The following is a 25,173-nucleotide window of genomic DNA, read 5'->3' on the forward strand; positions in this document are numbered from 1 at the left end:
CATGTAAAATTAGCAAGTTAAAGAGAAACCATGTGGAGTCACTATGAAAAAAATAATATCAACACTCGTTTGTTTTCTAATGATTAGTTTTGTAACAATTGGTACACTAGAAGTCTTTGCAGAAGAAGACGGACAAGAAAAAGTTGCTATAGTAAATGAAGACAAACCCATAATTAAAGGTGTATCCAAGGATCCAAAAACTGAAGGAACCATTCCATCAACACGTCGCCGACATCACGGGGGTATCGTTGGAGGATTGATTGTTATATCAGGACTTGGCATGGTGTACTTAAATAAAAAAAATACAGACGCTTAGTCCTGAGATGGATTAGCGTCTGTTTTATTTTGCTAGAAATGCATCAAAAAGTTCCAAACGTCGTTGTATATACCCCGTATCATCACGAGTTGGGTGAATACGATTTGTTAGAATAATCAAAGCGCGGTGCATTTCAAAGTCGAGAAGGATTGAAGGTCCTGTAAAACCAGTGTGAAAGAGGTAATCTCTTCCATCATATGTGTGGATGTTCCATCCATATGATCGACTGGCAATATTGGTAGTTCGCAAAATTGCGATTGTCTCTGGCTTGAGGATTGTCTGCTGCAGATAACCATTGGCAAATTTCAACATATCGTCGATTGTGGAAAAAAGTCCAGCGTTCCCAGCAATGCCACCAAAACCGAGAGCAGTTTCATCGTGGACTTGTCCGCGAATCAAGCCGCGATGATCTGTTAACTCTGTTGGAACACAACGATGAGGGTTGCTGGGGTTGAATCCTGTATCGTTCATTAAAAGCGGATCAAGAATGTGTTCCCGTATTGAGAACTCCAAGGGCTTATCAAGAGCTTCGATAATAAGTCCTAAAATAAGATAGTTAATACAAGAATATGCCATGATTGTGTCTACTGGATGTAGCCAATCATCACAATTCATAATTGACTGAATCATTTGTTCTCGTGTCATTGTGTATCGACCGGAAAGGCTTGGAGCCATTCCGCTACGGTGAAGTAGTAAATGATCAATATTGATGGAATGTTCGCGGAAATTTGGTAATACAGTATATACAGGTGTATCAAAATCCAAGTGTTCATCCTCGATTAATTGAAGGATACGTGTAGTTGTAAACATCTTGGTTATGGAAGCAATATCGTAAACCATATCCGCATCAAGGGGTTCATCAGGATAGGATGCCACACCATAACAATCAATCAAGGTATCGTCTTGATCTATGATACCAACTGTCATTCCGGGAACGAGCTTTTCATCAACAGTTTGATGTGCGAATTCTAGAAACGATTTCATAAGAGTTCTGAAACGATATCTTGGGGTTGATTGAAAACATAAGTTGGCTCGTCAATCCCCTCAAGTTCAATGTTTCCCCATCCTGCTAGGCCGAAGTCACACCCTGCCGCATTGGCTGCTTCATAATCAAAAATAGAATCTCCGATATAGATACAGCGATCCGGTGTAACGCCGAGTTTTTCCATGCAAAGTAGCAATGGATCAGGGTCAGGCTTGTGTTTTGTTGTATCATCTGACAATACCTCTGCATCAATGTGATTGTGTAAATCTTTGGACACAAAATCAATATGGTATTGATCGCGCATTTTTGCGGAGACAATACCTTGTTTGTAGGTATGGTGCAATAAGGCGAGCACTTCATCAAAGTTTTCATAGATTGTTGCGCCACCTTCGTATTCATTGACATACTTAACCCAGCGCTTGTACACGACTTCGTGATCTTCAACGCCATAATCTTTTAGAATTTTTAACCCAGGAGTAGACATTAGTAAAACAAGTTCATCAAAAGCATAATCAATTCCTAATTCCTCTTTGAGGATACGCATCAAGGGATAGACATTCATATCAAATGTATTGAGAATTGTTCCGTCAATGTCATAAATAATTGCATCGTATTTCATAAACAACCTGCTTTCTCTCTGTACTTACCATTATAGCAAATAAAAAGAAAGGATATTATCCTTTCTTCACCCAGGTGAGTCCCTCTTGCATCACTGCATCAAATTGCTCCGCTTTTACCTCATAATATACTGTGCGATTATCAAAGTATCGGAAGACTTCAAGGATATATATGTCATTTACCTTATAGTATGTTAAGGATTTATGCCCATCATATTCACTGAGGAGTCCTGAGTAGGTATTTAAGAATACAGGTTCGTGTGTATTGACGTGTAATTTTAATACGGGTTTGTCCAATGAATCTTCAGAAACAAAGGGAAGGAGTGGGTAATCTTCTGCACGAAGGTAATCGTGTACAGAAGGGAATGCAATTGGCTTTTTGAATTTTCGTACTGTTTTTGTGTCAAAGATTTCAATTGAATCCACAAAAGAGGGCATGCTATACAAGACATTTGCGCGTTTAATTTCCTGACCGTTTTCATCATAACCGATAATGCGTCCGGCTACTTTATCTGTTGTAAGTGTGAAAATGTTGTCTTTAAATCCAAATTGTCCAATCGGGTTGTTTTTATCATCGACAAGAACAACATTATCCAGATCTTCATCGATTGTAAGAAATACAGAGCGTCCATCATTGAGAGACAAGTTTAGGAAGTTCAAACGTGTCGGGCTGAGTGACTCAAAGTTATAAGCAACGCCCCCAATTTTTGTAGGAATCATTCCCATTACAGTGATGTCTTCATAATAGTAATCAATATTCTTCCAAAGAAAGAAGGACTTCTTAAGAACAACTGGAGCGTAGTGACAGTCATCATACTGAAATACAATAACTTCGGTATCGTTGTTAACACGCATATCAAAAACAATGTCCTGGTATTTATTATCTTCTCTGCGTATCTCACGAATCAGCATCTCTTTGGATGTGCGAAAACCTTGGGTAAACAGAAAAAGTGTAATAAGCATTGCTAATATTATAGTAACCAGTCCCCACCGGTATTTGCGTGCCACGTGCCACACCCCCTTATTCAACGAATCCACTAACATCTTATAATACTATTTAACCATAAAATATACCCTAAGGAGTGACAATATTATCATAATTTGAAAAAAAGCATGCTAAACCGTCAAAATTAGGGTATGAAACTGTTATTGTGTCAACAAACTGAATAAATCGCATTCGATAATCGATAGATTGAAACTGTCTAAAGTCATCGTTGTGAGTGATTCGCTAAGAATCTCTTTAGAATCTTTGTGAACAATTCGTTCATTAATATCGATATTAATGGTATCGGATGCATCCGTGTATATCTGCGTCGTACTGATTGTTATATAGTCAGCTTCAAAAGCGGTTTGTCCAAATTGCTGTTCAATTGTAAACAAGAGATGTTCTGGATTACTAGCCTCAATTTTGAGGGGAGGTGTTGTATAGAAAATGGATGTGGTTGGAAGCATTCCATAATCAGTGCTGGGGTTGAATTGCTGTTTTGAATTTGTCCGGTGATCGGTAATTGACACGATGTTCTGAATTGTTTGGAAGTAGGCAAGCGGTCCCCAGTGTGATTCCTCATCAGAAACCTGAATTTTCGCGGCATAGGATAACCTAAAATCGGTGGGATAATGAGCCCAGTAGAAATCATCTCCCAAGGCTTCATAATTACCCAGGTAATTCTCGACATATTTGTCGTTTGCTAATTCAAAGGAATACAGAGAAATCGCTGATATATTATGAATTTGAACAATTTCGTGTGTTGTACTCCCCACGATGAAACGGTAAGTTGGTACATTATAAGGTTCATCTTTATGATATGCTGGGCGACTCCAATTTGTATAAAACGAAGGAACAAATGAATCACCAAGATCATCTTTGGAGTATACATTAATGAATGCGACAACTTCGGGATTCGCTAAATCCATGCTTATATCAACATTTTCTTCTTTTGTGAGCGGTCGATAAAATGGGCCAAACTGCTTAATGGGAATCAGTGTGAAGTTGTAATCTTTGGAAACAGATACGATTTTAATATCGGATGTGATGTTAAATGTCTTGTCGATACTATAACTGGATAAATCATAAGCATGGACATAGTCCTTAATAATTCCCTTATAACCGATTTGCCATCCTGTTAAAAGAGAGTAAAGACCTAATAGTAAGACTGTAGTTACAGTGAAGAGTATTATTTTTAGTTTTCGCGTCATTTTGATTCCTCCAAATAAAACTTGTACTTGTGAGCTGATAAGTCTCCACGAAGAATGTCCAATTCGAGAGTTGATGGAAATTTTGAGATATCCTCAAAATTTATGAAAAATTGATTTTTAAATGTAAATGTATCCGTATAGGAACTTGATGGAAGGTAGTTTTGAAATAGCCCGGAGGAAATATCCTTTCTGCCATCAAGGTGAGCATGCGATGACAGTGAATTAAGACTGAGAAACCAAGAATTTAAAGGAGAATGTTGTGTTTCAAATCCATAGATTCGTAAACTTTTATCTTTAAGCCACACAACATCTGTAAGTGTAAACGATGTATTGCCGAAGGTAGCCTCCTCGTAGAGTGTAAGGTGTTTTTGGATATCAGAATCTTGAATTGAATCAATCATTTGAGGTTTTGGTTCGGGATGAAGGACGGCACTCAATGCATGTATCGTTGGTTGAACCAATCCGATTGCAACCAAAATGAGTGCAAAAAGACACGTCCATTTTGATATTAAATATCCCCATCCCCATAGAGGATGATGCTCTTTGTGCAAAAGTAGACCCAGTTCATAAGGATCACCAAGTTGAGAAAGTGCATCTGATTCAGCAGTTGCAATGTCCATTCCTTTAATGATGCGATCTTCAACCATATCTTCATAATGGTCGCGAAGTTCTTTTGCTATGGATTTACGATCAGGGAAAAAAACAATTTTACTGAGAACAGTGTTTAAAAATCGGTTAAAGTTTTCCATTATTTTTTATTGTGTGGTATGTGGGTCAGGTGAACTGACAACTTTCATGACAGACTGTGAAAATTGTTCCCAGGTAGCTTTTTCCTCAACAAGTTGCTTTTTTCCCTTGGTGGTAATGCGGTAGTATTTTCGTTCCTTGCCTGAATCCCCTTTTTGGGAATATGACTTAAGATAACCACTATTTTCCATTCTGTGAAGAATTGGATAGAGAGTACCTTCTTTCATTTCAAAGACATTGTTGGAGCGTGATTGAAGTTCTTGGATAATCTCATAACCGTAACGATCATGCTCACTTATGAGTGATAGAACCATCAATTGCGATCCAGTGCGTAACCATTCGCGATTGTTTCTCATTGGAAACCTCCTTTTACTATGTGTATCTAGGTATAATATACCTTGTCTATCTATGTAAGTCAATAAAAAGAAAAGCGCAATTAGCGCTTGAGGTATTCTTTGACGAGGGCATGGAATGTTTTCTTATTGGTTTCCCAATTAATTTCATGAGCAAGTTTTTTAGCGTGAGATGTAGCTTCGCTGGGACTCATTCGTCCTTGTTTCATAAGCGCTTCAGCAAGTTTCGTAATATTATAATCTCTCATTATATGTCTCCTTTATAAGTGCCAGTGCTTGGTTGAGGACGTTGACAGCATTTGCTGTACCGTAGTCGCGCATGTCAATCATTGCTACAGGAATCGGTGAAACCTTTTGCGTAATGATTGGAAGCATATAGCGAATTTGCGGACCCACAAGCACAACGTCAGCTCCAACAGCATGCTTTTCAACACTGGAGACACCGTGGGCACTGACTGATGCATCCAAACCTTTATCAATAATGGCTTGTGTCATGCGACTTGACAGAATGCTTGATGACATTCCACCTGCACATATTAGAACAATCTTCATATGAATTCACCCCTTCTATTGTCTCTATTGTAGCCTAAATTGCACTAAAAATGTAATTTAAGAATCATTTAAGAAACACTTAATAGGAGACTTAAGAGATGCTTGCTATACTCTAGGAGTCAAAGGAGGCATACAGCCATGAGTGAAAAAATACTATCATTAAACAACATTACAAAACGTTACGGAAAACAACTTGCATTAGACAACGTCAACATCACGATAAATAAAGGGGATATTTATGGGTTGATAGGACGCAATGGTGCGGGTAAGACAACAATCATGAAGATTGCGACAGGACTAGCACAACAAACATCGGGTGATATTGTTCTTCTGAATTCGAAACCTTCAAACTCAAAAGTATTAGAAAGAATTGGCGCAGTTATTGAAGCCCCAGTAGCCTATAAAGACTTGGATGCTTATCAAAATATGAAGGTTGCCTGTGAACTGAAAGGGATTAGTGATAAAACACTGATCGAAGAAGCGCTGACAATCGTAAATCTTGGGGATACGGGCAAGAAAAAATTCCGTCAATTTTCCTTGGGAATGAAACAAAGGTTGGGAATTGCAATGGCACTTGTTAGCAAACCGGACTTCTTAATACTGGATGAGCCAATCAATGGACTTGATCCAATCGCAATCGTAGAGTTCCGCGGAATTCTTGAGCGAATTAACAAAGAATATAACACGACAATTCTTATTTCCAGTCACATTCTAACCGAACTTTACCATGTATCAACACGTTTTGGTTTCATCCATAACGGTCGCATGATTGAAGAGGTTGAGAAAAGTGTGCTTGATCAAAAATTCAACGCAACACTCATCTTGAAAACTGTTAATCCAGGGCTAGCTGCAACGGTTCTGATGGATTTGGGGATTACGACCTATACGGTTGTAAGTGGCAATGAGATTCACATTCATACAACGCTAACAAGCGCTGAACTGAATAAATGCTTTGTCCAGAATGACGTTCCAGTGGATATGTTGGCGGTACGTGAAAATAACTTGGAAAACTACTATACAGATTTAATTAAGAACATTGAGGAGAATTAATTATGATGAAATTGATGAGAGCGGATATGTACCGCATTTTAAGAACAAAATCGTTTTATGCAACTGTGATTGGTATGGTTGTACTTGTAGGTGTCATTGTTTCAACGCAAACCATGGTTGTTTCAGGAATGTTTGATGCAGACATGCAACAAATTATTGAGTCAACTAAAGTCTGGGGAGTGCGTGAAGCAATCATGACGTGTACGATGGGGTTATCCGTATTTTCATGGTTTAGTATTCCGATTTATTCAATCGTAGTTGGACAAGAATTCAGCCAAGGAACTTACAAGAATGTGTTCTTCAGTGGTATCAGTAGAAAAAGCTTTGTAATTAGTAAGTTAATTCTCATTGCATCACTGGTTCTCTTTATGTTATTGGTTCTGTTTGGCAGCGCATCACTTTTTGGATACTTAAATGGTGGTATGGGGAGCTTGCCGTTGAGTTCAGATATTGTTAAGAATCTTATGGTAGCAGGACTCTTCTATGTTGTTATCATTACGGTGTATTATGCGATTGCAATGAGCTTACAAGTGAGTGTTAACTCAGTTGTTATCGCAATTGTATTCGTGGTTGTCGCACCATTCTTAATCCAAATGCTCCAAATGAGTACCGATTGGGCAGTGCTTAATGCAGTGAGTTTCGCTGCAACAACGTTTGAAGCGGTATCGGGAATCCTGTCAAATGCTGACATTGTAAAAACGGTTGCAATGAACATTGGGGTACTCGCAGTAAGTGCCATTACAACAACATTGGTTATACGTTACAAAGAATTCTAAAAAAAATATCGCTTGACCACTTAGGGTTGAGCGATATTTTTTAATGTAATTGATGCGGTGAATATTTGGTCGCTATAATCTAAATCCATTGTACCATTTAGAATTTGACAGCATTTATCAACAATGCTGAGTCCCAATCCGACACTCTTATTTTGTCGTGATGAATCATGGGTTACAAACCGTTGTGTAATAGTATCAAGATCAACACTGTCCGCTAAGGTGGTATTCGATACCGTCAGGCTAATGCTATAGGGGTCAGTTTGTACCAGTGCGAAATGACAAGATTTTCTCCCGTACTTCAAAACATTCCCAATAAGATTTGTGATGATTCGTTTTAAAACTATGGGGTCGGTAATGAAGGTTACATTGGGTTGAAGGTCAAGTGTGACATCAATCTGCGCTTGAGTGAGGCTATCGTAGTATTGTAAGACGCGTTGTGTGATAAACTCTGTGACATCAATCACCTCTAAGTTGAGGCTCATTTCTTTTTCACTAAGGCTTGTATAGTCCACGATATAGTCGAGATATTCAGTTGTTTCATTAAGGCTTGTGAGTATCTTATCCGTTAACGTATTATCGGGATGTTGATTTCTGCATAGACTTGCATAACCATAAGCCGTTGTTAGCGGTGTTCTGAGGTCATGGGAAAGACTGGATATCGTTTGATAAAGTTCGCGCTCTTGCTGAACTCGGTTTCGCTGCTGATCTTTAACATCACGGAGTATTCGATTAGTTTTAGCAACAAATGATTTAAAAATGCGCAGTTTACTGACATGCGTAATTTCAGCATTCGTATCATTGTCATGAATATAGTCCAGTTGTGAATTGATATTGCGAATCTCCATGATTAGAAAAATAATGTAAGCAAGAAGTGCAAGGATAACTGTTATGAGTAGCATTATCATAGCTCAGGCACCTTACCCATTCGTATTCCAATACCCCAAAGTGTCTCAATGGGATCATAGCCATCACAGGCGTTTTTGACTTTGCGTCGTAAACTACTGATATGTACATTCATCGTATTCTCGTCATAAAGATATTCATCCTGCCAGACTTTTTCATACAATTCAGCTTTTGAATAGACTTTTTGAGGATTACTCATAAGGGTATGCAATAGATGAAGTTCCTTATTCGACAGCACAAAAGGAACATGGTTATGGCAGACCTCAAAGCGTTCAATATTGAGTGTGAGGGTACCGTACGAGACATTATCATGTGAAACTGTATTGGGTTGAACCAAACGTAATTGCGTTTGAATACGCGCTTTCAGAACATTAACATCAAATGGCTTGGTAATATAGTCGTTGGCACCTTTCTCAAGAAGTTCAATAATCTTTTCGCTTGCCGATAACGCGGACATGATAATAATTGGTGTCGATGTTATCATTTTTATTTCGATAATGGCCTCGTCACCACTCAAACCAGGAAGCATTAAATCAAGGAGGATCAAGTCAAAATTTTGGGCTCCAATTTGAAACAACGCTTCACGCCCAGAGTAGGCGACTTCAAGTTCAAAATCATCACTTAAAGATGCAACGAGCATTGCACTAATGTCTTGGTCATCTTCGACAATTAATATCTTTTTCATCAGGTCACTTCCTTCTTGATAAAAGTGTAGCATAATTTGGAAATAAAATGCAGAAAACGAGAAAATGTCACATGAAGAGAATATTAACAAACTAAAGAAATGTCACGCAGGTACAGTAATTTGTTCTCTTAAATTTTAATGAAACTCAGATGAAATAGTCAAAATACCCACTCAATAAGCGCATTTGGTTGATGAAGAAAAACAAACATAGTTTAGTTTTATATATTAAGAAAACGTTAAAAAAACATTCAAAAACAAACAAAACCCCTAAAAAACTCTTTCTGTAACAATTTCACACATGTTAATAACATAACGGCAAAATTCGAGGTCAGAAACGGATATAGTTTAGTGTAGTTAAATTAGTGATGGAAGGACAACGTATTTATATGAAGAAAATTTATGGTGGAATTATAGCCGTACTCGTAATTGTTGTTGGAATCGTATCGGTCGGTATGTTTTCAGGTTTTAGTTACAACAATCATTATAATATCAATCAGCAAGGATACACCTATGATGAAAATGGCAACAAGCTAAATTTCTCGCGTGATGCAACCTATCAAAAGGAAAGCATTTATGAGACAGCGACCATTGTTGATAAAAAGGCAGAATATCCAATTGATGATAGTGCTGTACTCTTTTTAGATTCCGATGAAATTATGAACCTTGAAACAGCGGTTGCAATTATCAACAAGAATCAAATTAATGAGGTAAAGAGTAAGTCACATATCAAGGAGTCAAACGGTGTCTATACCGTTCAAGATGAGAGCCAAGATATGTATTTACAAATTCCAAACGGAAGTGTTGTAAAATTAAACACAGGAAAGTATCTCATTTTAGATACAGTCACGTTGGAAAACGGGAGTGACTATTCAAAAACTTTAGACTCGAAAAATGTTGTTGTCTCATTGGATGAGAATAAAAAAGCAACACTTTTGTATGGAAGTCAAAAAGAAGAAACAATTAATAGTGAAATGTACTTAAAGCTTGGAACTGGTGGCTGTAAGTTTTTCTTGTTGGATGAGCGTCTTGAATGTTCAGATGAAGCCAACTCAATTGATTTGCGTGCAGTCATCGTAAACTTTGATGATGCGGCTGAGAAACGTGAAGATGAAAAGGTTCCTTCAGTTGAACTTCCAGAAACAGGGAAAGAAACGGAAACACCAGAAGCACCAAATAATAGTGGTAATCAAGGTCAAGGATCGGGTTCAGCGTCTGGATCAGAATCTGGATCGGGAAACAATAATGGCACGGGTTCAATAAACATTCCTGACCTTCCAGAAATTAACGTTATTGAAAAACCAAACTATCGTATTCCCGTTGTTGAAGTGAACACACGTATTGATGGCAACGCAATCAACGGTGATTTATTGATTACCGACCGTGAAGGCCGTTTACAAAGCCTTGAAGTTGCGTTATTCCAAAACGGAACACAAATTGGTGCATCCGTTGTACTTGATGCATCCAGTAATTCAGAACAAACCTTCACATTTACAAACTTAAATTATAAAGAAAACTATGATGTTGTCGTAACAGGGTCGTATCAAGGTGAATCGATTGTTCATGAAAACATTACATTCTTCCGTAAGAAGATGGTAATTGATATGGTTCAATTTGATGGTTACGTTGATACATTGAGTGCAAATAGCATTGATGTCATCCTATCGGCAAGTCATGTTGATGGACTCGACAGTGTCACGGTTTCATACCTTAAGAATGATGGATCAAGTATGCCATCACACATGACATTGAATGCAGCGCAGATTGCTGCCTTAAACAATGATGGTGCACGTCTAAGCTTTACAGGGCTTGACTCCAATGAAGATTACCTCATCGCAATTGAGTCAGTTACAATTGACGGAACAGTGATGAATAATCCATCAAGTTTCATGATTAACAAACGTACACTAAAACAAGTGCCTACAATTGGTGCGGTTAATGCAACGTATCTCAATGGACAATTCACATTGTCATTGCCACAATTTACGGATGTTGATAACAGTGTTATCAGTATTCGTTATGTTGGGTATGAATTGAGTGATTATGAAGCAAATGGTGTTGCTGCGCGTGAATATGTAAGTATGGAAGTTACAGCAAACGCTGCCCATCAAGAAACAATCATCAAACGCACAACAGAGATGGTACCAACCAATCAACCTTCTGTTACTTATGTTTTTGTAGCGACAGTAACCTACAATGATAACTTGGATGTTCAGACAATGTTGAGTGATGTGGCCGATCAATCAAAGGTTGCCGTTTCAACGTCGAAAGTTCCCCCTGTTGCTCAAACAGTAACGTTCAATGCGTCAACACGTAACACGTTGACACTGGGATGGAATATCGAAGATACAACGCAAGCCATTCAATTTGATCTCAAGCCATATCTTGGTTTGTATGAAGTCAATGGTGGCGTTGTAAGCAGTGAAGCAACAGCGGTTGTTCAATTGAATGCAGCTGACTTAAACATGAATACCTATACTTTTGAAAACTTAAAAGCGGACCAAGAATATACTTTGAAAGTTAACGGTATGTTTAATGTAGGCGATGGTAATGTTGAAATTCCCGCATTCTTGACCGTGGACACCTTAAAAACAGCAGCAAATACTGATATGCAAGCAACACTGAGTCTAATCGATACAGGCTCAAATACCGTATCATTCAGTGCGCAACTTGCGGAAATCTATGCAGGAGAAATGAACACGATGACATCCGTTGGTTTCAGTATTGTCGACGTGACTACAGGAATTGATGAGAGTGAACGCACAGCTGAGATTTTCTTTGAACTTAGCCGCAATGAAATAACCGATCTTTTTAATGCTGGAACAGTGATTAACTTAAAAAATCGTACCGGTAAAGACCTTGCGCCTGAACATGATTATGTCATTACGTTTAAGGCAACCGATGGCACAACAACTTATGCAAACAGTGTGCTTGATAATGGGAACAACGTTATCACAATTATTAACGGGACACTGAATGCAACAACACAACCTGCGAAAGAAGAGCCGCATGTTAAATTTGAAGAGTATCCAAACTTAACAACAGCTTCGCGCCTTCGTTTGAATGCGGGTATCCGTAACGGAAGTTCAATTGAATACAGCAATGCGACACCTCCAGTGGTTCTATTGTATGAAATCAATCCACTTACAGGCGAACGTATTACAGAAAATCCGAAAGCATACCGCTTAAGTGAAAATGACTTAAAAATCGCGAGTGGAGCAATCACGGGTGAATTAAACATTCAATTTACAGATTTAAAAGCAGACACAAAATATGAAGCTGTTATGATGGCAAGTTATGCAATTAATGCCAATGATCCTGCTGTAATGACAGAATTGAAAACAGAAAATGCAAACAATGATCCTTATGTATTTGAAACAAAACCTGCGCAAAAAGTCGACGTAAAAGTTGGCGCAATTGACGATGCTGACTTTACTGCAACAGGTGGTATCGTAACCTTAGATTTCAACCTTACACTTGAAGGCAACGATGCTTTAATTAAGCAAATGACACGAGGTAAAGTACGTTTCTTCGACAAAACAGATAACAAATACATAGCCAGTGAAATTACGCTTAATAACAATGATTTCATTGAACTTGTAACTGGAAAACAATTCAAGGTTGCGAATCTTGCAATCGGACATGAATACGAAATTCTCGTTGAAGATGTTGCCATTCAAAATGAAGAGGTCATTGCAAACAATATTGACATCAACCGTAACTTCAAGGTTCCTGGACTCTTAGATGCACCAACCGTACGTTTAAAACGACAAGGAACTGCAGTTTATAATGCAATAACAATAAACTATAAAATCACAGATCCAGGAAGCCTCAATACGACTGGTGGCATTCCTGAGGCGTCCCTTGTCTTATGTAAGTCAAGTGATGTTAGCGAAGTCGATGGTAACATCGTTTGTGCAAATAGTGTGGTTACAAAACCACTTACCGATGTTGGCTTGGAAGGAAATCTTGAAATTCTCGCAACAGATGGCATGATACCGGGGGAAACATATACCGTAATTATGCAAGCAAGTTATGATGGTTCTGGAACGGGTACTGCCAATCCACAAAAATTCATTCAATCAACCGTTGAAGTTACCGTGCCACAAACACCCATTGTATTTGCAACAGTTAATAACAAAGTTGCGACATCAACCGATGTATCATTCAACATGACGATTAATGATGAAGCACGTACAATCGTAAAGAATGCACAAATTACAATTACGAACTTGGATGGAACAGCAATTGTAGGGACAACGATTCCATTAACATCTGGCCAGATTACAGATTTAGTATCTGCTCAAGGTCTTAATGTTGCAAACTTAGGTTTAAAGCCAAACGGCGAATCCTACTTACAAACAAATACACGTTATCTCCTGAAACTTGAAAATGTAAAAGATGACCAAGGTATTGATATCTCAGAACGTGTCATGATGATCACCAACGAATTCAAGACCAGCTCAATCTTTGAAAAACCAATTGTAACATTCCAATTAACCGACAATGGTCTGGGATTGGATACAGCACAACTTGTATTCAAGTCAGCAAAAAATACGGACGCAATCCCGGAAACTGGATTTAATGGATATGTTTCAATCTACACATGTTCAAGCACTGGTGGTGTTGAAACGTGCACTGAAGTCGATGCTAATAAGCGCATTACGATTAACCGAGTTCACCTTGCAGATATTGCAAACAACGTAAAAGTCTTGGACTTTAGTGGTTTAACACCAAATACAAATTACCGTGTTATGGTTCATGCACCGTACCAACTTGAAGAAGGTGGTGCAATTATTGACATTAACAATCCAAGTTATGATAAAAACACAGGAATTGGTTACTTTGATCTCACAACAAACATGCTGGGAACAATTGATGTTGAATATACAGCAGTTCCTGCACAAATTAAAACCGATGCCCTCTCAACCTTTATTCGTTTGAGTTCTGAATCAGAGAGCATGTGGAAACAAGTCAAAACGGTTCAATTAACCATCAAAGATAAAGATGGTAATGTAATCCGTACAAAGTCAGACTTTACAGCAATTGATATTGCCAACATGTTTAATCCTGCAGGGAAACTCGTTGTAGACTTAAACAATGACTCATACTTTGAAAACGGTGTTGAGGTAGAGATACCAGAAGCACAAAAATTCAAATCAAATACGGAATATTTCTATGACATTGTCTTACAATCCGGTAACGGTGAAATCATTACAAGTAACATCAAAGAAGGCACTACCAACAAAACAATTACACGTAAGGTTGCTCCAAACATTAGCTTATTCAAGTTCAAAGAAGAACTTGTAGGAACCGATGTTGATGCACTAACAATGAATGTCGGTGGGAAAGCCGATGTTGGGTCAGGACTTGAATCAATTTATCTTGATGCAACAAATCTTAATGTTCTTGATAAGGACTTGGGTATTCTAAGTGTTCAATACTCGTTGTTGGATACGGCCGGTATTGAAGAATTATCCGTTGGAAATTCAATGGGTGAATTGGCAATGACATTGAATCCTGAAATCGATGATGATGGAAACAAAACAGTTAAACGTGGTCAAGCCATCAATGTTCAAGCCGATGTCAAATGGAACGATAACTATGAGAACCACACGATTACACTCAAAGATAAAACAAATGAAATTAAGAAAAAACAACCTGAGGTAAAACAAGAGATTCTCTCACGTGACCTCACAAGTACACAAGTGAAGTACAACATTAACGATATTGATGATGCACTCACATACCCATTCAACGCGTTAGTGTCCGAAAGTGGTACGCAACCTGTTGATCGTGAAAATAACATTCTCACGTTTAATACAGCGCCACTCAACTTCCAGTCATTCAAGATGGAAGGTGAAGTTAAACTCTTAAACTCACAAGCAAGTGGAACAGTTAACAACCTGGGTGAAGTAAATCTCTTGGTTCCTTCAAGCTCATCGGTCACAAATCAAATTGTGAATGTTGCCTTAAAAGCAGGTACAACAAACCGTAAAGAACACCAAATCCTCGCAGATATTCCTGCCTTTGGTGGTAAAGGAATTAGCTTGGATTACGCATTGTTTGAAAAAGTCAAAAACGAGTCGGGTGCTACAGTAGAGAATATTCTCTTTGAAGAATTTACCAACAAGTTTAACTCAACAACAATCGTACCAATTGGTGGTGACGTAAAGGGTTCGGGAACTTATGAATTTACATACGACCGTACCTATAAAGTTTACCAACGTGGTGTTGTCTATATTGAAGAAGCAAACATTCAAGAAATTTCAACCATGGGTGATATCTTGATTGCTACAATTGAAAGTCATTCAAATGGAAAACCATTATACTTAATGGAATCAAATGGTAAGTTCAAACTCGTTGAGAACTCCCGTGCTCAAGGCTCATCCGTTCTGACTGTAAGTGGTGGAACCTACGACGAAAGCACAGGAAATATAAACGGGGTTCGATTTATCGATAAGGCATCTAATGAAGAGCTTTGTGTCTACAACGGAGAATTAACAGTTTGTGGAACCGGCCAACCGGGTGGACTCTTTAACCTTGAATTAGGCAAAGAAGGAAACTATAAATTCAAACAAGGTGCATTGTATGTTGATTTCAAATCAGGAACTGTAAATCCAGACGCATCTGCTGTTGTTGGGGTTAATATTTACTCAGCATCACATGCAAACCTTCCTGATAAACGTACACAAAACTTAATTACACCATCATTGATTACTCCAAAATATGACATCTTGTCATCCAGTGGAACCAATACCGAAGAAATCGCGCTCCGTTATTCACTTGTGGATAATGACGATATCTTAATCAGTAATGGTACGAAGAAAGAGACGACAGTCTCACTTGTAGATAAGAACAATCAAGAAATTTTAATCACTGACACCAATGGCAATCCGCTGCAACTCGAGAGTGGGAAAAATAAATCACTTTCAATCTCAGTAAGCAAATTTGGATTGAAACTTGGTGAGACATACAAAGTTGTTATTCGTGGTAACTACAACAAATACGATGGTCAAGGCGTAATCGCAGATCAGGCATTGAATTCTGAATTCAGTGTGACCTTACCGATTGTTGTTCCAGAAGCGAATAAAGTTGTATCAAATTGGTACAGCAGTACAAATGTTTGGGATAACAAAATTATGTCTGTTGGCGAAGGCAAATATGGTGTACTTTCGGTCAACTTGGAATATACCAAAATGCCTATGAATTCGAATGTTAAACTTCGAATGATTCCGGATTATCAGTTTGCACGCGCAGGTGTTGCAAAACCAAACACTGCCGATGGATGGAAAGATGCATTTACGAATGCGAATCTCTATATCTCAGGCAAAGATGACTATGCAAGTTCGTTGGAAACAATCGTTACTTCTGCATCAGGAAACTTCAACCTTGATCTTCCGATTCATAAATTAACAACTTCAGTAAACGGTGTTGTATCACCGATTGCGAAAGCAACCAATCTGTATTATGTCGCATATGTTGTTGAGTTTACCGATACCAACGGAAACCCACAACAAACACTCTTTATGAACAATCCAACCTTGCCATATTCGGTAACGGTGACACCACCAACAGCATCAATCGGTATCGATTTGACAAACTTTGGTGTTAATGGGGTTTCATCCGATGTAAGATTCACCGACCCAGCAGGAGTTTACAATGCTGCGGCAGGAGATACGTCACGTCTCTTCGATTATCGTATCTATGAATTGAATGCAGCCGGTGATGTGGTTCAACTGGTACAAGAAAAACTGGGTGTTTCAATTGCACAAGGTGGAAAAATGTCGAACAACGTTGCACTGAAGGCAGGAACATCCTACTCAGTTCAAGTAACACCACGTTATACGAAAGATCTTTGGAATAATCCAATTACAACGACCACTAAAAAGATATCCACACAAACCGTGGAAGTCGAAGTTGAAACCTTCGTTAAGGTTGAAGGTGGCGATGTGAAATTTGGGTTTGAACCAAAAACAATTCAACCCGGTATTACCAATGTTGTCTACCGCACAGAAATGCATCGTGAAGATCCATCACAACCCGGAAAATCGGTTCAAGTTGGGTCAGCAAAAACTGAAACAGCTGGAAATACATATAAAGTATCAGACTTTGATGCGGCATTTGTAAGTGGCCGTTACAAGCTTGTTGTATTCGCAGAATATGATAAAGCAGGATCATCTGTACCATCATACCAAGTCGCTGAAAGTAGTTATGTGGATGTTACAACGACACTGCGTCAAGCATTGTCTGTGAGTGATGAAGCATTAAACGCACTTCAAGAAGCACGTCGCAATGACAATACGGTCACAATTCCATTAATTGAGAACGATGCAATTGATCAAATTCAACTGATCGATGCACAAGGTGACGTTGTAGGTGAAGCGTCCGTTGAAAACGGAATTGACACGGTTATCCAACTTGATCAAGAACCCTTTGGAAACGTGAGTGTTCAAGGACTTGATGGCGAAGGCAACATTCTAGCCATCGTCGATAACAATAATCTCAAAGCAAGCTTTATTGCCGTGGATGATAATGACTACACTGTTGTTTACAGCACAGACTTAGCGGATGATGTTGAATATACACTCAACGTACAACGCAAGGGGTCACTATTCAGCTGGATTGATGATTTAATTCACGGATCTATCAATGAAGAATCAACAGTTAGTGCAGAACAACTTCGTCGTGGGGTGTTAATTGAACACGCTCAAGATGATGTAACAATTACAATTACCGACCAAAATGGTCACAAACAAACATTAAAAGGAAATAACTAGAAAGGGGAGTACCATGAAAAACTATAAACGCGTCTTTGGTATCCTGATTGTGTCACTCGCAATCGTATTTGGAACGGTATTCTGGGGGACAACACAATCATTAAAGTTTGATGTCTTTGCCCTCGAGGATTCAGGTGTTGTGCTCAATGCCAACCAAGAAACAATTCAATTCTCAGCGAATGATGAGTTGTATCGCAACTGGCAATCACAACAAACATTGAAATTGGATACCTACAATACAACTGAAAAATTGGCTCCCGTTTCGGTTGTCTTCTACAACAGTGGAAATCTTATTTTCACCAATGAAGTTACCAATATTAATCAACAAGGAATTGCATCAAGTCGCTCACCGCGTCAAACCTTCAAGGTTAATGGCACAAGCAACTATGCAACAAGTGATGGTGAGACCATTGTTCAAAACGATGTCATCAAATTGCAAAACCGCCAATACTTCTTACCCGCAACGGGAACGGTTTATGTTGATGGTGTGGAAGTGCAAACGGTGACAAATCCTTTGTTAATGATTGATAAAACAGGGAGTGTTACACTCTTCGAAAATGCACGAAAACAGAGATTCTTGGGTCACTTCGTCATCAAAATTGACGATACCCATGTTCTTGACGTGAGTGCAGAAACCTATACAGTTGGGACAAATGTTATTGATTTATCACAATACGGTGGATCGGATAACGAGAAACTTGTTCTCAATGACGAACCTGTTAAAGAAAAAGAACCCGAAGCAAACAAGCCGTCGGAAAATACTGGTGGCAATTCGGAAACTCCATGGTGGGATTCAGGAAGTAGCGCTAACACTGGAAACAGTGGTAGTGGAAATGGAAGCGGAAGCAACAACAGTTTGACTGATGCTGAAATTCAAGAGTTACTCAGCAAGTTGCCTTCAATCAGTGATATCGAAGCATTGAACGCTCAAATTGACTTAATTAACAGTCAAATTAGCGGACACAATGTTCCAAAAGTTTCCCTGATTGCTTCAATGGCAAATGTGAACGATGCTGTCCTGCAATTCAGTGTGAATGATGCAGACATGACGATTATTGGTTATGTTGCCGTAACACTCGAAGCCAGTGATGGCACAAAAGTTGTCGAATACTTTAATCCCTATGATCGAACATTGACTGTTGAAGGCCTTCAGTCTGACACAGAATACACGATCTCATTCGCTTATAAATATGACTTGGGTGGAAACCAGGGTGTTGTTTCTCAAGAAATTACTTCAGATGAACCCCAATACACAGTCAAAACAAACAAAGTCAAAGCATTAACGCGTACCGTCGCAAGTTCTTCGTCAAGTCTAAACTTTGATTTGTGGTTTGATACATCGATTTCAAACTTATCAACAGGAAAAGCGACATTAACGGGATCAAATGGCGATGTGCATACTGTAAATGTAAACCCAAATGCGTTGAATGGCGAAGGAGCTAGCATTGCATTCAAGGGTCTGCAAGAAGATACAGAATATGAACTGAGTCTGGAAGCACAAACATCAAGCGAAATATTAGTCTTCACTGACTTAACATCGGTTCGTACCGATAAAGCTGCCGACTTGACGGACTTCAGTGCTGAAATCAATGCTGGCAACGTTGCAATAAACTATACCTTTGTTGCCAATGATTATCGTGTTGACAGTATTAGTTATGAATTACAATCCAAGAAACTGTTCTCAAGTCATTACCTTGGCTTTGAAGTCATCAGTTCGAGTGCAAATGGTGCTCAACTTGTAATTGATGACATGAATCGTGAACGAACAATTACAAACATTCATGTGAGTGTTCATGCAACACATCTTGAAACAGGTATTGCTCAAACGTTTACATTCTCAGAATCTGTTAATTTAAATTATAAGAATAACGCTACCTTGATATATGACGCAGAAACAACTGCCTTCAAAGCAACCCTTCGTGAGTTGCCTTACGATACAGAGTTTCGCACAGCGTTGGAAGTTATGGTAGGCAATGTGTGGCAAGAAGTTGCCGTACAAAACGTTATGATGATCAACACCAGTGAATCAGTGACCTTCAATCATCAAAAAAATGATGCGGAACAATACCGCATGATGGTCACTGACATCAATGGATTACCAGTGAGTATCACTCACTTAGAAAAATAGGAGATACAATCATGGAACAAGTCGTAGCATTTAGCGTCCTCGGTGCAGCAATTACCGTAGGACTTGCAGTCTTAGGTGCCGGAATTGGGCAAGGAATTGCCTTAGGTAAAGCAACAGAAGCAGTTGGTAAAAACCCAAATGCAAAACCAGAAGTAACAAATATGTTGTTTGTTGGATTGGCAATGTTGGTTGCAATTATTTTATTTGCAATTGCAGTCGCTGTCATCCTTATTTATGCAAACCCATATGTAAATTAAGCAACCTTATTGAATAGAAAGTAGAGTGTGACTATGGAATCAATCTTAAGTGGAATCGATCTCAACACTTTAAAAATCATTATTTTAATTACAATTAGTATTGGACTGTTTTGCTTTGTGCTGATCATGTTCGATTCATTTGGGAATTGGATTTCAAACTTCTTCAAGAGTATGAATACAACAGAGATTGTAGATATGGAGAAATTGAATATCACCAATCAACAACTCGAAGACATCAACGCAACAAACAATCGTAAGATTGAACTTATGAATCGTGAGAAGTTACAGTTGCAGACGGAGTACATGGAAGATATCCGTGCACAACGTCTAAATCTTGAAAGAAATTACTTTGCAACACTCGATACTCAAGTTTATGAAAAACCCATCGAAACCCATTGTGAAGTGGTACCACCGATATCAAGTGGTCCAAACCCAGAGGGAATTGTAAAACTCATCTTTAACGACATGATTCAAGACTTTGTGAAGAATCAAGATGTTATCTTTAGAAGAGCATTTGAAGATCTCGGCAATGAAATTGAAACGTTCGAAGTGCGTAATGCTTTACCATATTTGGTAATTCTACGTATCTTTAAACTGTATCAAGGTGATGCTTTAGAATCGTTTAAAGCAGCATTTGAAGTCTTTAATACGAATGTAGAAGATGGAACCTTACGACAAATTCTTCGTGATCGCATGTTAAATGCTGAAGAAAAACTGTACGTAATTGATAAGAAAATTGATGTTGTAAATCGCAATCGCGATTTCGCAGAATTCTTATTGTATATGATCAAAAATTATAACTTTAGAGAAATGATGAAGCTGCATGATAACTTTATCAAGGTTTACAACGTGCGCAATCACAGTGGAACCGTTGAAGTTACAGTAGCATCAGATAAATCCGCTTTGAGTGCACAAGCACTCATTAACGAATTGTATCCCAATTCGTACAAGTGGCATGTTGTCACTAATGAAGCGCTCGTGGGTGGTATCCAATTACGCTATGAATCAATCTTTGTAGATTATTCATACCAAGAGATGGCGCTAAAATACACTCAAAATGGAAGTGAGGAATAATTATGAAGGAAACGATAAATTTCAACATCAGTAAGTTTGATGAAACATTGGACTTAGATTATATTAAGTATCACGGTCGTGTAGAACGAATCAGTGATGGAATTGTATTCTGCTCAGGTTTAGAATCGGCAAAACTCCATGAACTTATTTTAATCGATAATAAATATACGGGAATTGTCTTAGACTTAAGTGAAAGCTACCTGGGAATTGGTCTATTCGAGGATTCACCAGAAATCAAAGAAGGCATGGAAGCAGTCGCAACAAAGCAACTCTTCAAACTGAATGCAAGTCACGAACAATTGGGGACAATCATTGATACATTGGGAAACCGTATTGATGGCGGCGCACCAATCAGCAAGGCTGTGGGTGTTCCCGCATTCAACCTTGCCCAACCGATTATGAGTATTGAAGATGTCAGCAAACCCTTGATGACAGGTCAATTAATCATTGACGCTCTTACCCCGATTGGACATGGACAACGTCAACTCGTTTTGGGTAACCGTCAAACAGGGAAAACCCAAATTGCACTTGAAACAATTCTAAATCAAAAGGGAAAGAATGTTCGTTGTATCTATGTAGCGATTGGACAAAAGATGGCTTATATTGCCGATATTGCTGAAACACTCGAGAAGAGTGGTGCAATGCAATATACAACAATTCTTTCTGCAAGTGCGTCAACAAGTATAACGATGCAATATCTTGCTCCTTATGCCGGAATGGCGATTGCAGAGTACTGGGCATCAGAGGGAGAACGTGTCGTAATTGTCTTTGATGATTTATCCAAACATGCGGATACATACCGAACAATTTCACTCTTGTTTAAAAGACCACCGGGACGTGAAGCATATCCAGGAGATATCTTCTATATTCATTCAAGTCTCTTAGAACGCGCCTCACAATTGAACGTAGACAATGGATCGGGTTCAATTTCAGCGCTGCCTATCATTGAACTCTTGTCCGATGACCTTACAGCCTACATTCCAACCAATATTATTTCAATCACAGATGGACAATTATACTTGAAATCAGAATTGTTCAATGGTGGACAAAAACCCGCAATTGCAACCGGTGAATCGGTTTCACGTGTTGGTGCGAATGCACAATATCCATTAATGCAGGAATACAGTTCACGCTTGATGTTAATCATCTCGCAATACTCTGAGCTCAAAGAGTTCTTAACCTTTGATAATAATATCAGTAAAGAGAATCTAATTATCATTAAGAAAGGCCAAATCCTACTGGAACTCTTTAAACAAGGTGTTCAACGCGGTTACTCAGAAGCACAAGAACTCATTTTACTCTATGCTTTCAAACACGATCACATGCTAGATATGTCAATTCCAGAAATTGCCAAGTTTAAAGTTATTCTTACCGAAAAACTTGCCGCTGAGTTGGAATTCTCTGAGTATAATCGTGTTGTTGTGGAAGAAACTGTCTTACCTGAGCCAATGGTTGCAGTATTCGATACCTTAATCGCTTCAAGTAGGGAGGCGTTAACGTGTCCTCAACAGTAAGTGAACTCACAAAAAAAGTTGAAACACTCGATAAAATGCGAAAAGTCATTCGTGTGAATGAACTTTCAACTTTGAGTCGTATCAACAAACTTTTAACACGTGCCGAAAATGCTGTCAGTTATCATCAGATTATTCTGAACAACTTACAGCAAGTTCAAAAAAGTCTGAATCCGAGTGCTCGTGGTGGCAATAAAAAGCCAATCGCAATCGTCGTTACTGCAAACCGTGGTTTCTGTGGTGCATACAATCAGAACGTATTTCAACAAATTGATGCACTTCACGATGAGATTGGTGATTTCGATGCACTTGTTATCGGAAAGTACGGGAAAAACTACTTAGAGAAAAGTGCGATTCATGTCGCCCGATACATCGATTCTCCAATTGAAGAAATTACACTAGAAGATACAGCTGAAATGTCATCATGGCTGCTTAGCTCGATTGATAAAGGGGAGTATGACAGCATCTATATCGTGTATACGCAATATATCAATGCTGTTCAAAGTGAAGCAAAACATATCGAATTGTTCCCAACGATTCCAACATTTGAGAACAATAAAAAGACAAAACAAAAAAACATTCACGAAGATCTAGAAGGGATTCTCGACTTCGATGATGATGAAATAGAGATGGAACGATTTCTCATGGAGAACTACCTTTGTGGGGTAATGTATAGTTTTCTTTTATTCTCTATTGCAACTGAATATAGCGCGCGTCGTATTGCCATGAAGAATGCAAAAGAATCCATGGAAGAAGAACATGCAGCGACCCTGAAATTGCGCAATCGACAACAACGTCAAGAAAGTACCCGTGAGTTAATGGATATCATCATGAGTGCTTCAGTATTGGAGGATAAAGAAAATGAATAATCAAGACACAGGAACAATCATTGCAATCAATGGTTTCGTCCTAGAAATCGAATTTAATGGAGGCATCTTACCAGAGTTGCGTTACGCACTTGAGTATGAGACTTACCAAGGGAAATACCAAGCTGAAGTTGTTGAACTATCCGGGGTTAGTACCGTGAAGGCTGTTGCTGTTGGTGAGGTTAGTGGTTTATCACGTGGTGATAAAGTAAGAAACTTAAACCGTACCATTGAAGTTCCGGTAGGCCAGGCTGTTCTTGGTCGTATGTTGAACGTATTTGGCGATCCTATTGATGGAAAACCAGCCGTTCAGGCAGATACGAAAAAGAGCATTTACCAAAACCCTCCAAAATTTGAAGACATCTCTACGGAGAAATCGGTTCTCGAAACGGGAATCAAGGTCATTGATTTACTTTGCCCAATTTTAAAAGGTGGGAAAGTCGGTCTCTTTGGTGGTGCGGGTGTTGGAAAGTCTGTGTTTATGAAAGAGCTTATCTATAATGTTGGTGAAGCAGGAAACTATTCTGTCTTTGCAGGTGTTGGTGAACGTACTCGTGAAGGGGCAGCCCTTTATAACGAACTACAACAAGATGGGCTTCTTGATAAAACCGTCATCATGTTAGGACAAATGAATGAATCCCCAGGTGTTCGTATGCGAAATGCATTATCAGCCTTAACAGTAGCGGAACATTTCCGCGACACAGAGAAGAAAGACATACTCTTCTTTGTTGATAATGTCTTCCGCTTTATCCAAGCAGGATCTGAAGTGGCGGCTCTGACAGGTAAAATTCCAATTACAGGAGGTTACCAATCAACACTCTTGCAAGAAGTTGGAGCGTTCCAAGAACGAATCGCTTCTACCAAAAATGGTTCAATCACATCGATTCAAGCGGTATTCTTACCTGCAGATGATATTGATGACCCTTCAGCAGCGGCTGTTTTTAGCCACCTGGATTCAACAATTACGTTAAGCCGTAAGATTGCTTCAATGGGAATCTACCCAGCCGTAGACCCCCTTGTATCATCCTCACGGGCACTTACGCCTGAGTATTTAGGCGAACGTCACTTTAACTTAGCAAATGATGTAAAGCGCATTCTGCAACAATACTCAGAACTTCAAGAAATTATCAATGTTCTGGGAATGGAAGAGTTAAGTGATGAAGATAAGAATACGGTTTACCGTGCACGTCGTATGCGTAACTTCTTATCACAAAACTTTACAGTATCGCAACAATATACAGGTCGCTCTGGTGACTACGTTAAACTCGAAGATTTACTCGACAGTGTTGAGATGATTTTGTCAGGTGATGTGGATCACATTGATGAAAGTAAATTCTTATACATCGCAACAGTCAACGATATCTTATAGAAAGAGAGGAC

At 38.8% G+C, this 25,173-nt stretch carries 20 protein-coding genes; 10 read left to right on the plus strand and 10 right to left on the minus strand.

Features of this window, described 5'->3' with window-relative positions; translation table 11 throughout:
* Positions 1-43 precede the first annotated feature (43 nt).
* A complete protein-coding gene (locus G7062_RS02120) occupies positions 44-316 on the plus strand; it encodes a hypothetical protein (protein ID WP_166064272.1) in 273 nt (90 codons plus the stop codon).
* 24 nt (positions 317-340) lie between these two features.
* On the opposite strand, the gene G7062_RS02125 is transcribed toward G7062_RS02120, so the two are convergent.
* From G7062_RS02125 to G7062_RS02160, 8 genes are all read right to left on the minus strand, one after another.
* Positions 341-1,300, minus strand: a complete 960-nt coding sequence (locus G7062_RS02125) for a serine hydrolase (protein ID WP_166064273.1) — start codon at positions 1,298-1,300, stop codon at positions 341-343.
* The gene (locus G7062_RS02130) at positions 1,297-1,920 is read right to left on the minus strand and encodes an HAD family hydrolase (protein WP_166064274.1); all 624 of its coding nucleotides are present in this window, start codon (positions 1,918-1,920) and stop codon (positions 1,297-1,299) included. The genes G7062_RS02125 and G7062_RS02130 overlap by 4 nt, the downstream gene beginning before the upstream one ends.
* Before the next feature lie 55 nt (positions 1,921-1,975).
* The gene (locus G7062_RS02135) at positions 1,976-2,926 is read right to left on the minus strand and encodes a hypothetical protein (RefSeq protein ID WP_166064276.1); all 951 of its coding nucleotides are present in this window, start codon (positions 2,924-2,926) and stop codon (positions 1,976-1,978) included.
* A gap of 138 nt (positions 2,927-3,064) precedes the next feature.
* A complete protein-coding gene (locus G7062_RS02140) occupies positions 3,065-4,114 on the minus strand; it encodes a hypothetical protein (RefSeq protein ID WP_166064277.1) in 1,050 nt (349 codons plus the stop codon).
* A complete protein-coding gene (locus tag G7062_RS02145) occupies positions 4,111-4,863 on the minus strand; it encodes a permease prefix domain 1-containing protein (protein ID WP_166064278.1) in 753 nt (250 codons plus the stop codon). The genes G7062_RS02140 and G7062_RS02145 overlap by 4 nt, the downstream gene beginning before the upstream one ends.
* 6 nt (positions 4,864-4,869) lie before the next feature.
* A complete protein-coding gene (locus G7062_RS02150; protein WP_166064279.1) occupies positions 4,870-5,217 on the minus strand; it encodes a PadR family transcriptional regulator in 348 nt (115 codons plus the stop codon).
* Between the two features lie 80 nt (positions 5,218-5,297).
* The gene (locus tag G7062_RS02155; RefSeq protein ID WP_166064280.1) at positions 5,298-5,462 is read right to left on the minus strand and encodes a hypothetical protein; all 165 of its coding nucleotides are present in this window, start codon (positions 5,460-5,462) and stop codon (positions 5,298-5,300) included.
* On the minus strand, positions 5,449-5,766 hold the full coding sequence (locus G7062_RS02160; RefSeq protein ID WP_166064281.1) for a PTS sugar transporter subunit IIB: 318 nt from the start codon (positions 5,764-5,766) through the stop codon (positions 5,449-5,451). Before G7062_RS02160 ends, G7062_RS02155 begins: the two co-directional genes overlap by 14 nt.
* 138 nt (positions 5,767-5,904) lie before the next feature.
* On the opposite strand from G7062_RS02160, the gene G7062_RS02165 reads away from it, so the two are divergent.
* Both G7062_RS02165 and G7062_RS02170 read left to right on the plus strand, forming a co-directional pair.
* Positions 5,905-6,816 (plus strand): ABC transporter ATP-binding protein, encoded by a 912-nt coding sequence (locus G7062_RS02165; protein ID WP_166064282.1) that lies wholly within the window; start codon positions 5,905-5,907, stop codon positions 6,814-6,816.
* A gap of 2 nt (positions 6,817-6,818) precedes the next feature.
* Positions 6,819-7,592: an ABC transporter permease gene (locus G7062_RS02170; protein ID WP_166064283.1), complete on the plus strand. Its 774-nt coding sequence runs from the start codon at positions 6,819-6,821 to the stop codon at positions 7,590-7,592.
* Between the two features lie 20 nt (positions 7,593-7,612).
* Here the strand turns inward: G7062_RS02170 and G7062_RS02175 are convergent, their stop codons facing one another.
* Together G7062_RS02175 and G7062_RS02180 are read right to left on the minus strand one after the other, a co-directional pair.
* Positions 7,613-8,497: a HAMP domain-containing sensor histidine kinase gene (locus G7062_RS02175; RefSeq protein ID WP_166064284.1), complete on the minus strand. Its 885-nt coding sequence runs from the start codon at positions 8,495-8,497 to the stop codon at positions 7,613-7,615.
* Positions 8,494-9,180, minus strand: coding sequence for a response regulator transcription factor (locus G7062_RS02180; protein WP_166064285.1), 687 nt, complete (start codon positions 9,178-9,180; stop codon positions 8,494-8,496). Before G7062_RS02180 ends, G7062_RS02175 begins: the two co-directional genes overlap by 4 nt.
* Positions 9,181-9,566: 386 nt before the next feature.
* Between G7062_RS02180 and G7062_RS02185 the strand changes: the two genes are divergently transcribed.
* Genes G7062_RS02185 through atpD form a run of 7 tightly spaced genes read left to right on the plus strand, consistent with a single transcriptional unit; the run spans position 9,567 to position 25,162 of the window.
* Positions 9,567-17,957 carry a hypothetical protein gene (locus G7062_RS02185; RefSeq protein ID WP_166064286.1) on the plus strand — a complete coding sequence of 2,797 codons (8,391 nt, stop codon included), beginning with the start codon at positions 9,567-9,569 and terminating at the stop codon, positions 17,955-17,957.
* Positions 17,958-17,970: 13 nt separating this feature from the next.
* Positions 17,971-20,085 (plus strand): hypothetical protein, encoded by a 2,115-nt coding sequence (locus G7062_RS02190; RefSeq protein WP_166064287.1) that lies wholly within the window; start codon positions 17,971-17,973, stop codon positions 20,083-20,085.
* A gap of 11 nt (positions 20,086-20,096) precedes the next feature.
* Entirely contained in the window at positions 20,097-20,342 is a 246-nt protein-coding gene (gene atpE / locus G7062_RS02195) for an ATP synthase F0 subunit C (protein WP_166064288.1), read from the plus strand.
* 33 nt (positions 20,343-20,375) lie between these two features.
* A complete protein-coding gene (locus G7062_RS02200) occupies positions 20,376-21,416 on the plus strand; it encodes a F0F1 ATP synthase subunit delta (RefSeq protein ID WP_166064289.1) in 1,041 nt (346 codons plus the stop codon).
* A 2-nt stretch (positions 21,417-21,418) separates the two neighbouring features.
* Positions 21,419-22,930 (plus strand): F0F1 ATP synthase subunit alpha, encoded by a 1,512-nt coding sequence (locus G7062_RS02205; RefSeq protein ID WP_166064290.1) that lies wholly within the window; start codon positions 21,419-21,421, stop codon positions 22,928-22,930.
* Positions 22,915-23,796, plus strand: a complete 882-nt coding sequence (locus G7062_RS02210) for a F0F1 ATP synthase subunit gamma (RefSeq protein ID WP_166064291.1) — start codon at positions 22,915-22,917, stop codon at positions 23,794-23,796. Before G7062_RS02205 ends, G7062_RS02210 begins: the two co-directional genes overlap by 16 nt.
* Positions 23,789-25,162 (plus strand): F0F1 ATP synthase subunit beta, encoded by a 1,374-nt coding sequence (atpD, locus tag G7062_RS02215; RefSeq protein ID WP_166064292.1) that lies wholly within the window; start codon positions 23,789-23,791, stop codon positions 25,160-25,162. Before G7062_RS02210 ends, atpD begins: the two co-directional genes overlap by 8 nt.
* The last annotated feature ends 11 nt before the right edge of the window (positions 25,163-25,173 follow it).

The organism is Erysipelothrix sp. HDW6C (assembly GCF_011299615.1).
Taxonomy (GTDB): domain Bacteria; phylum Bacillota_I; class Bacilli_A; order Erysipelotrichales; family Erysipelotrichaceae; genus Erysipelothrix.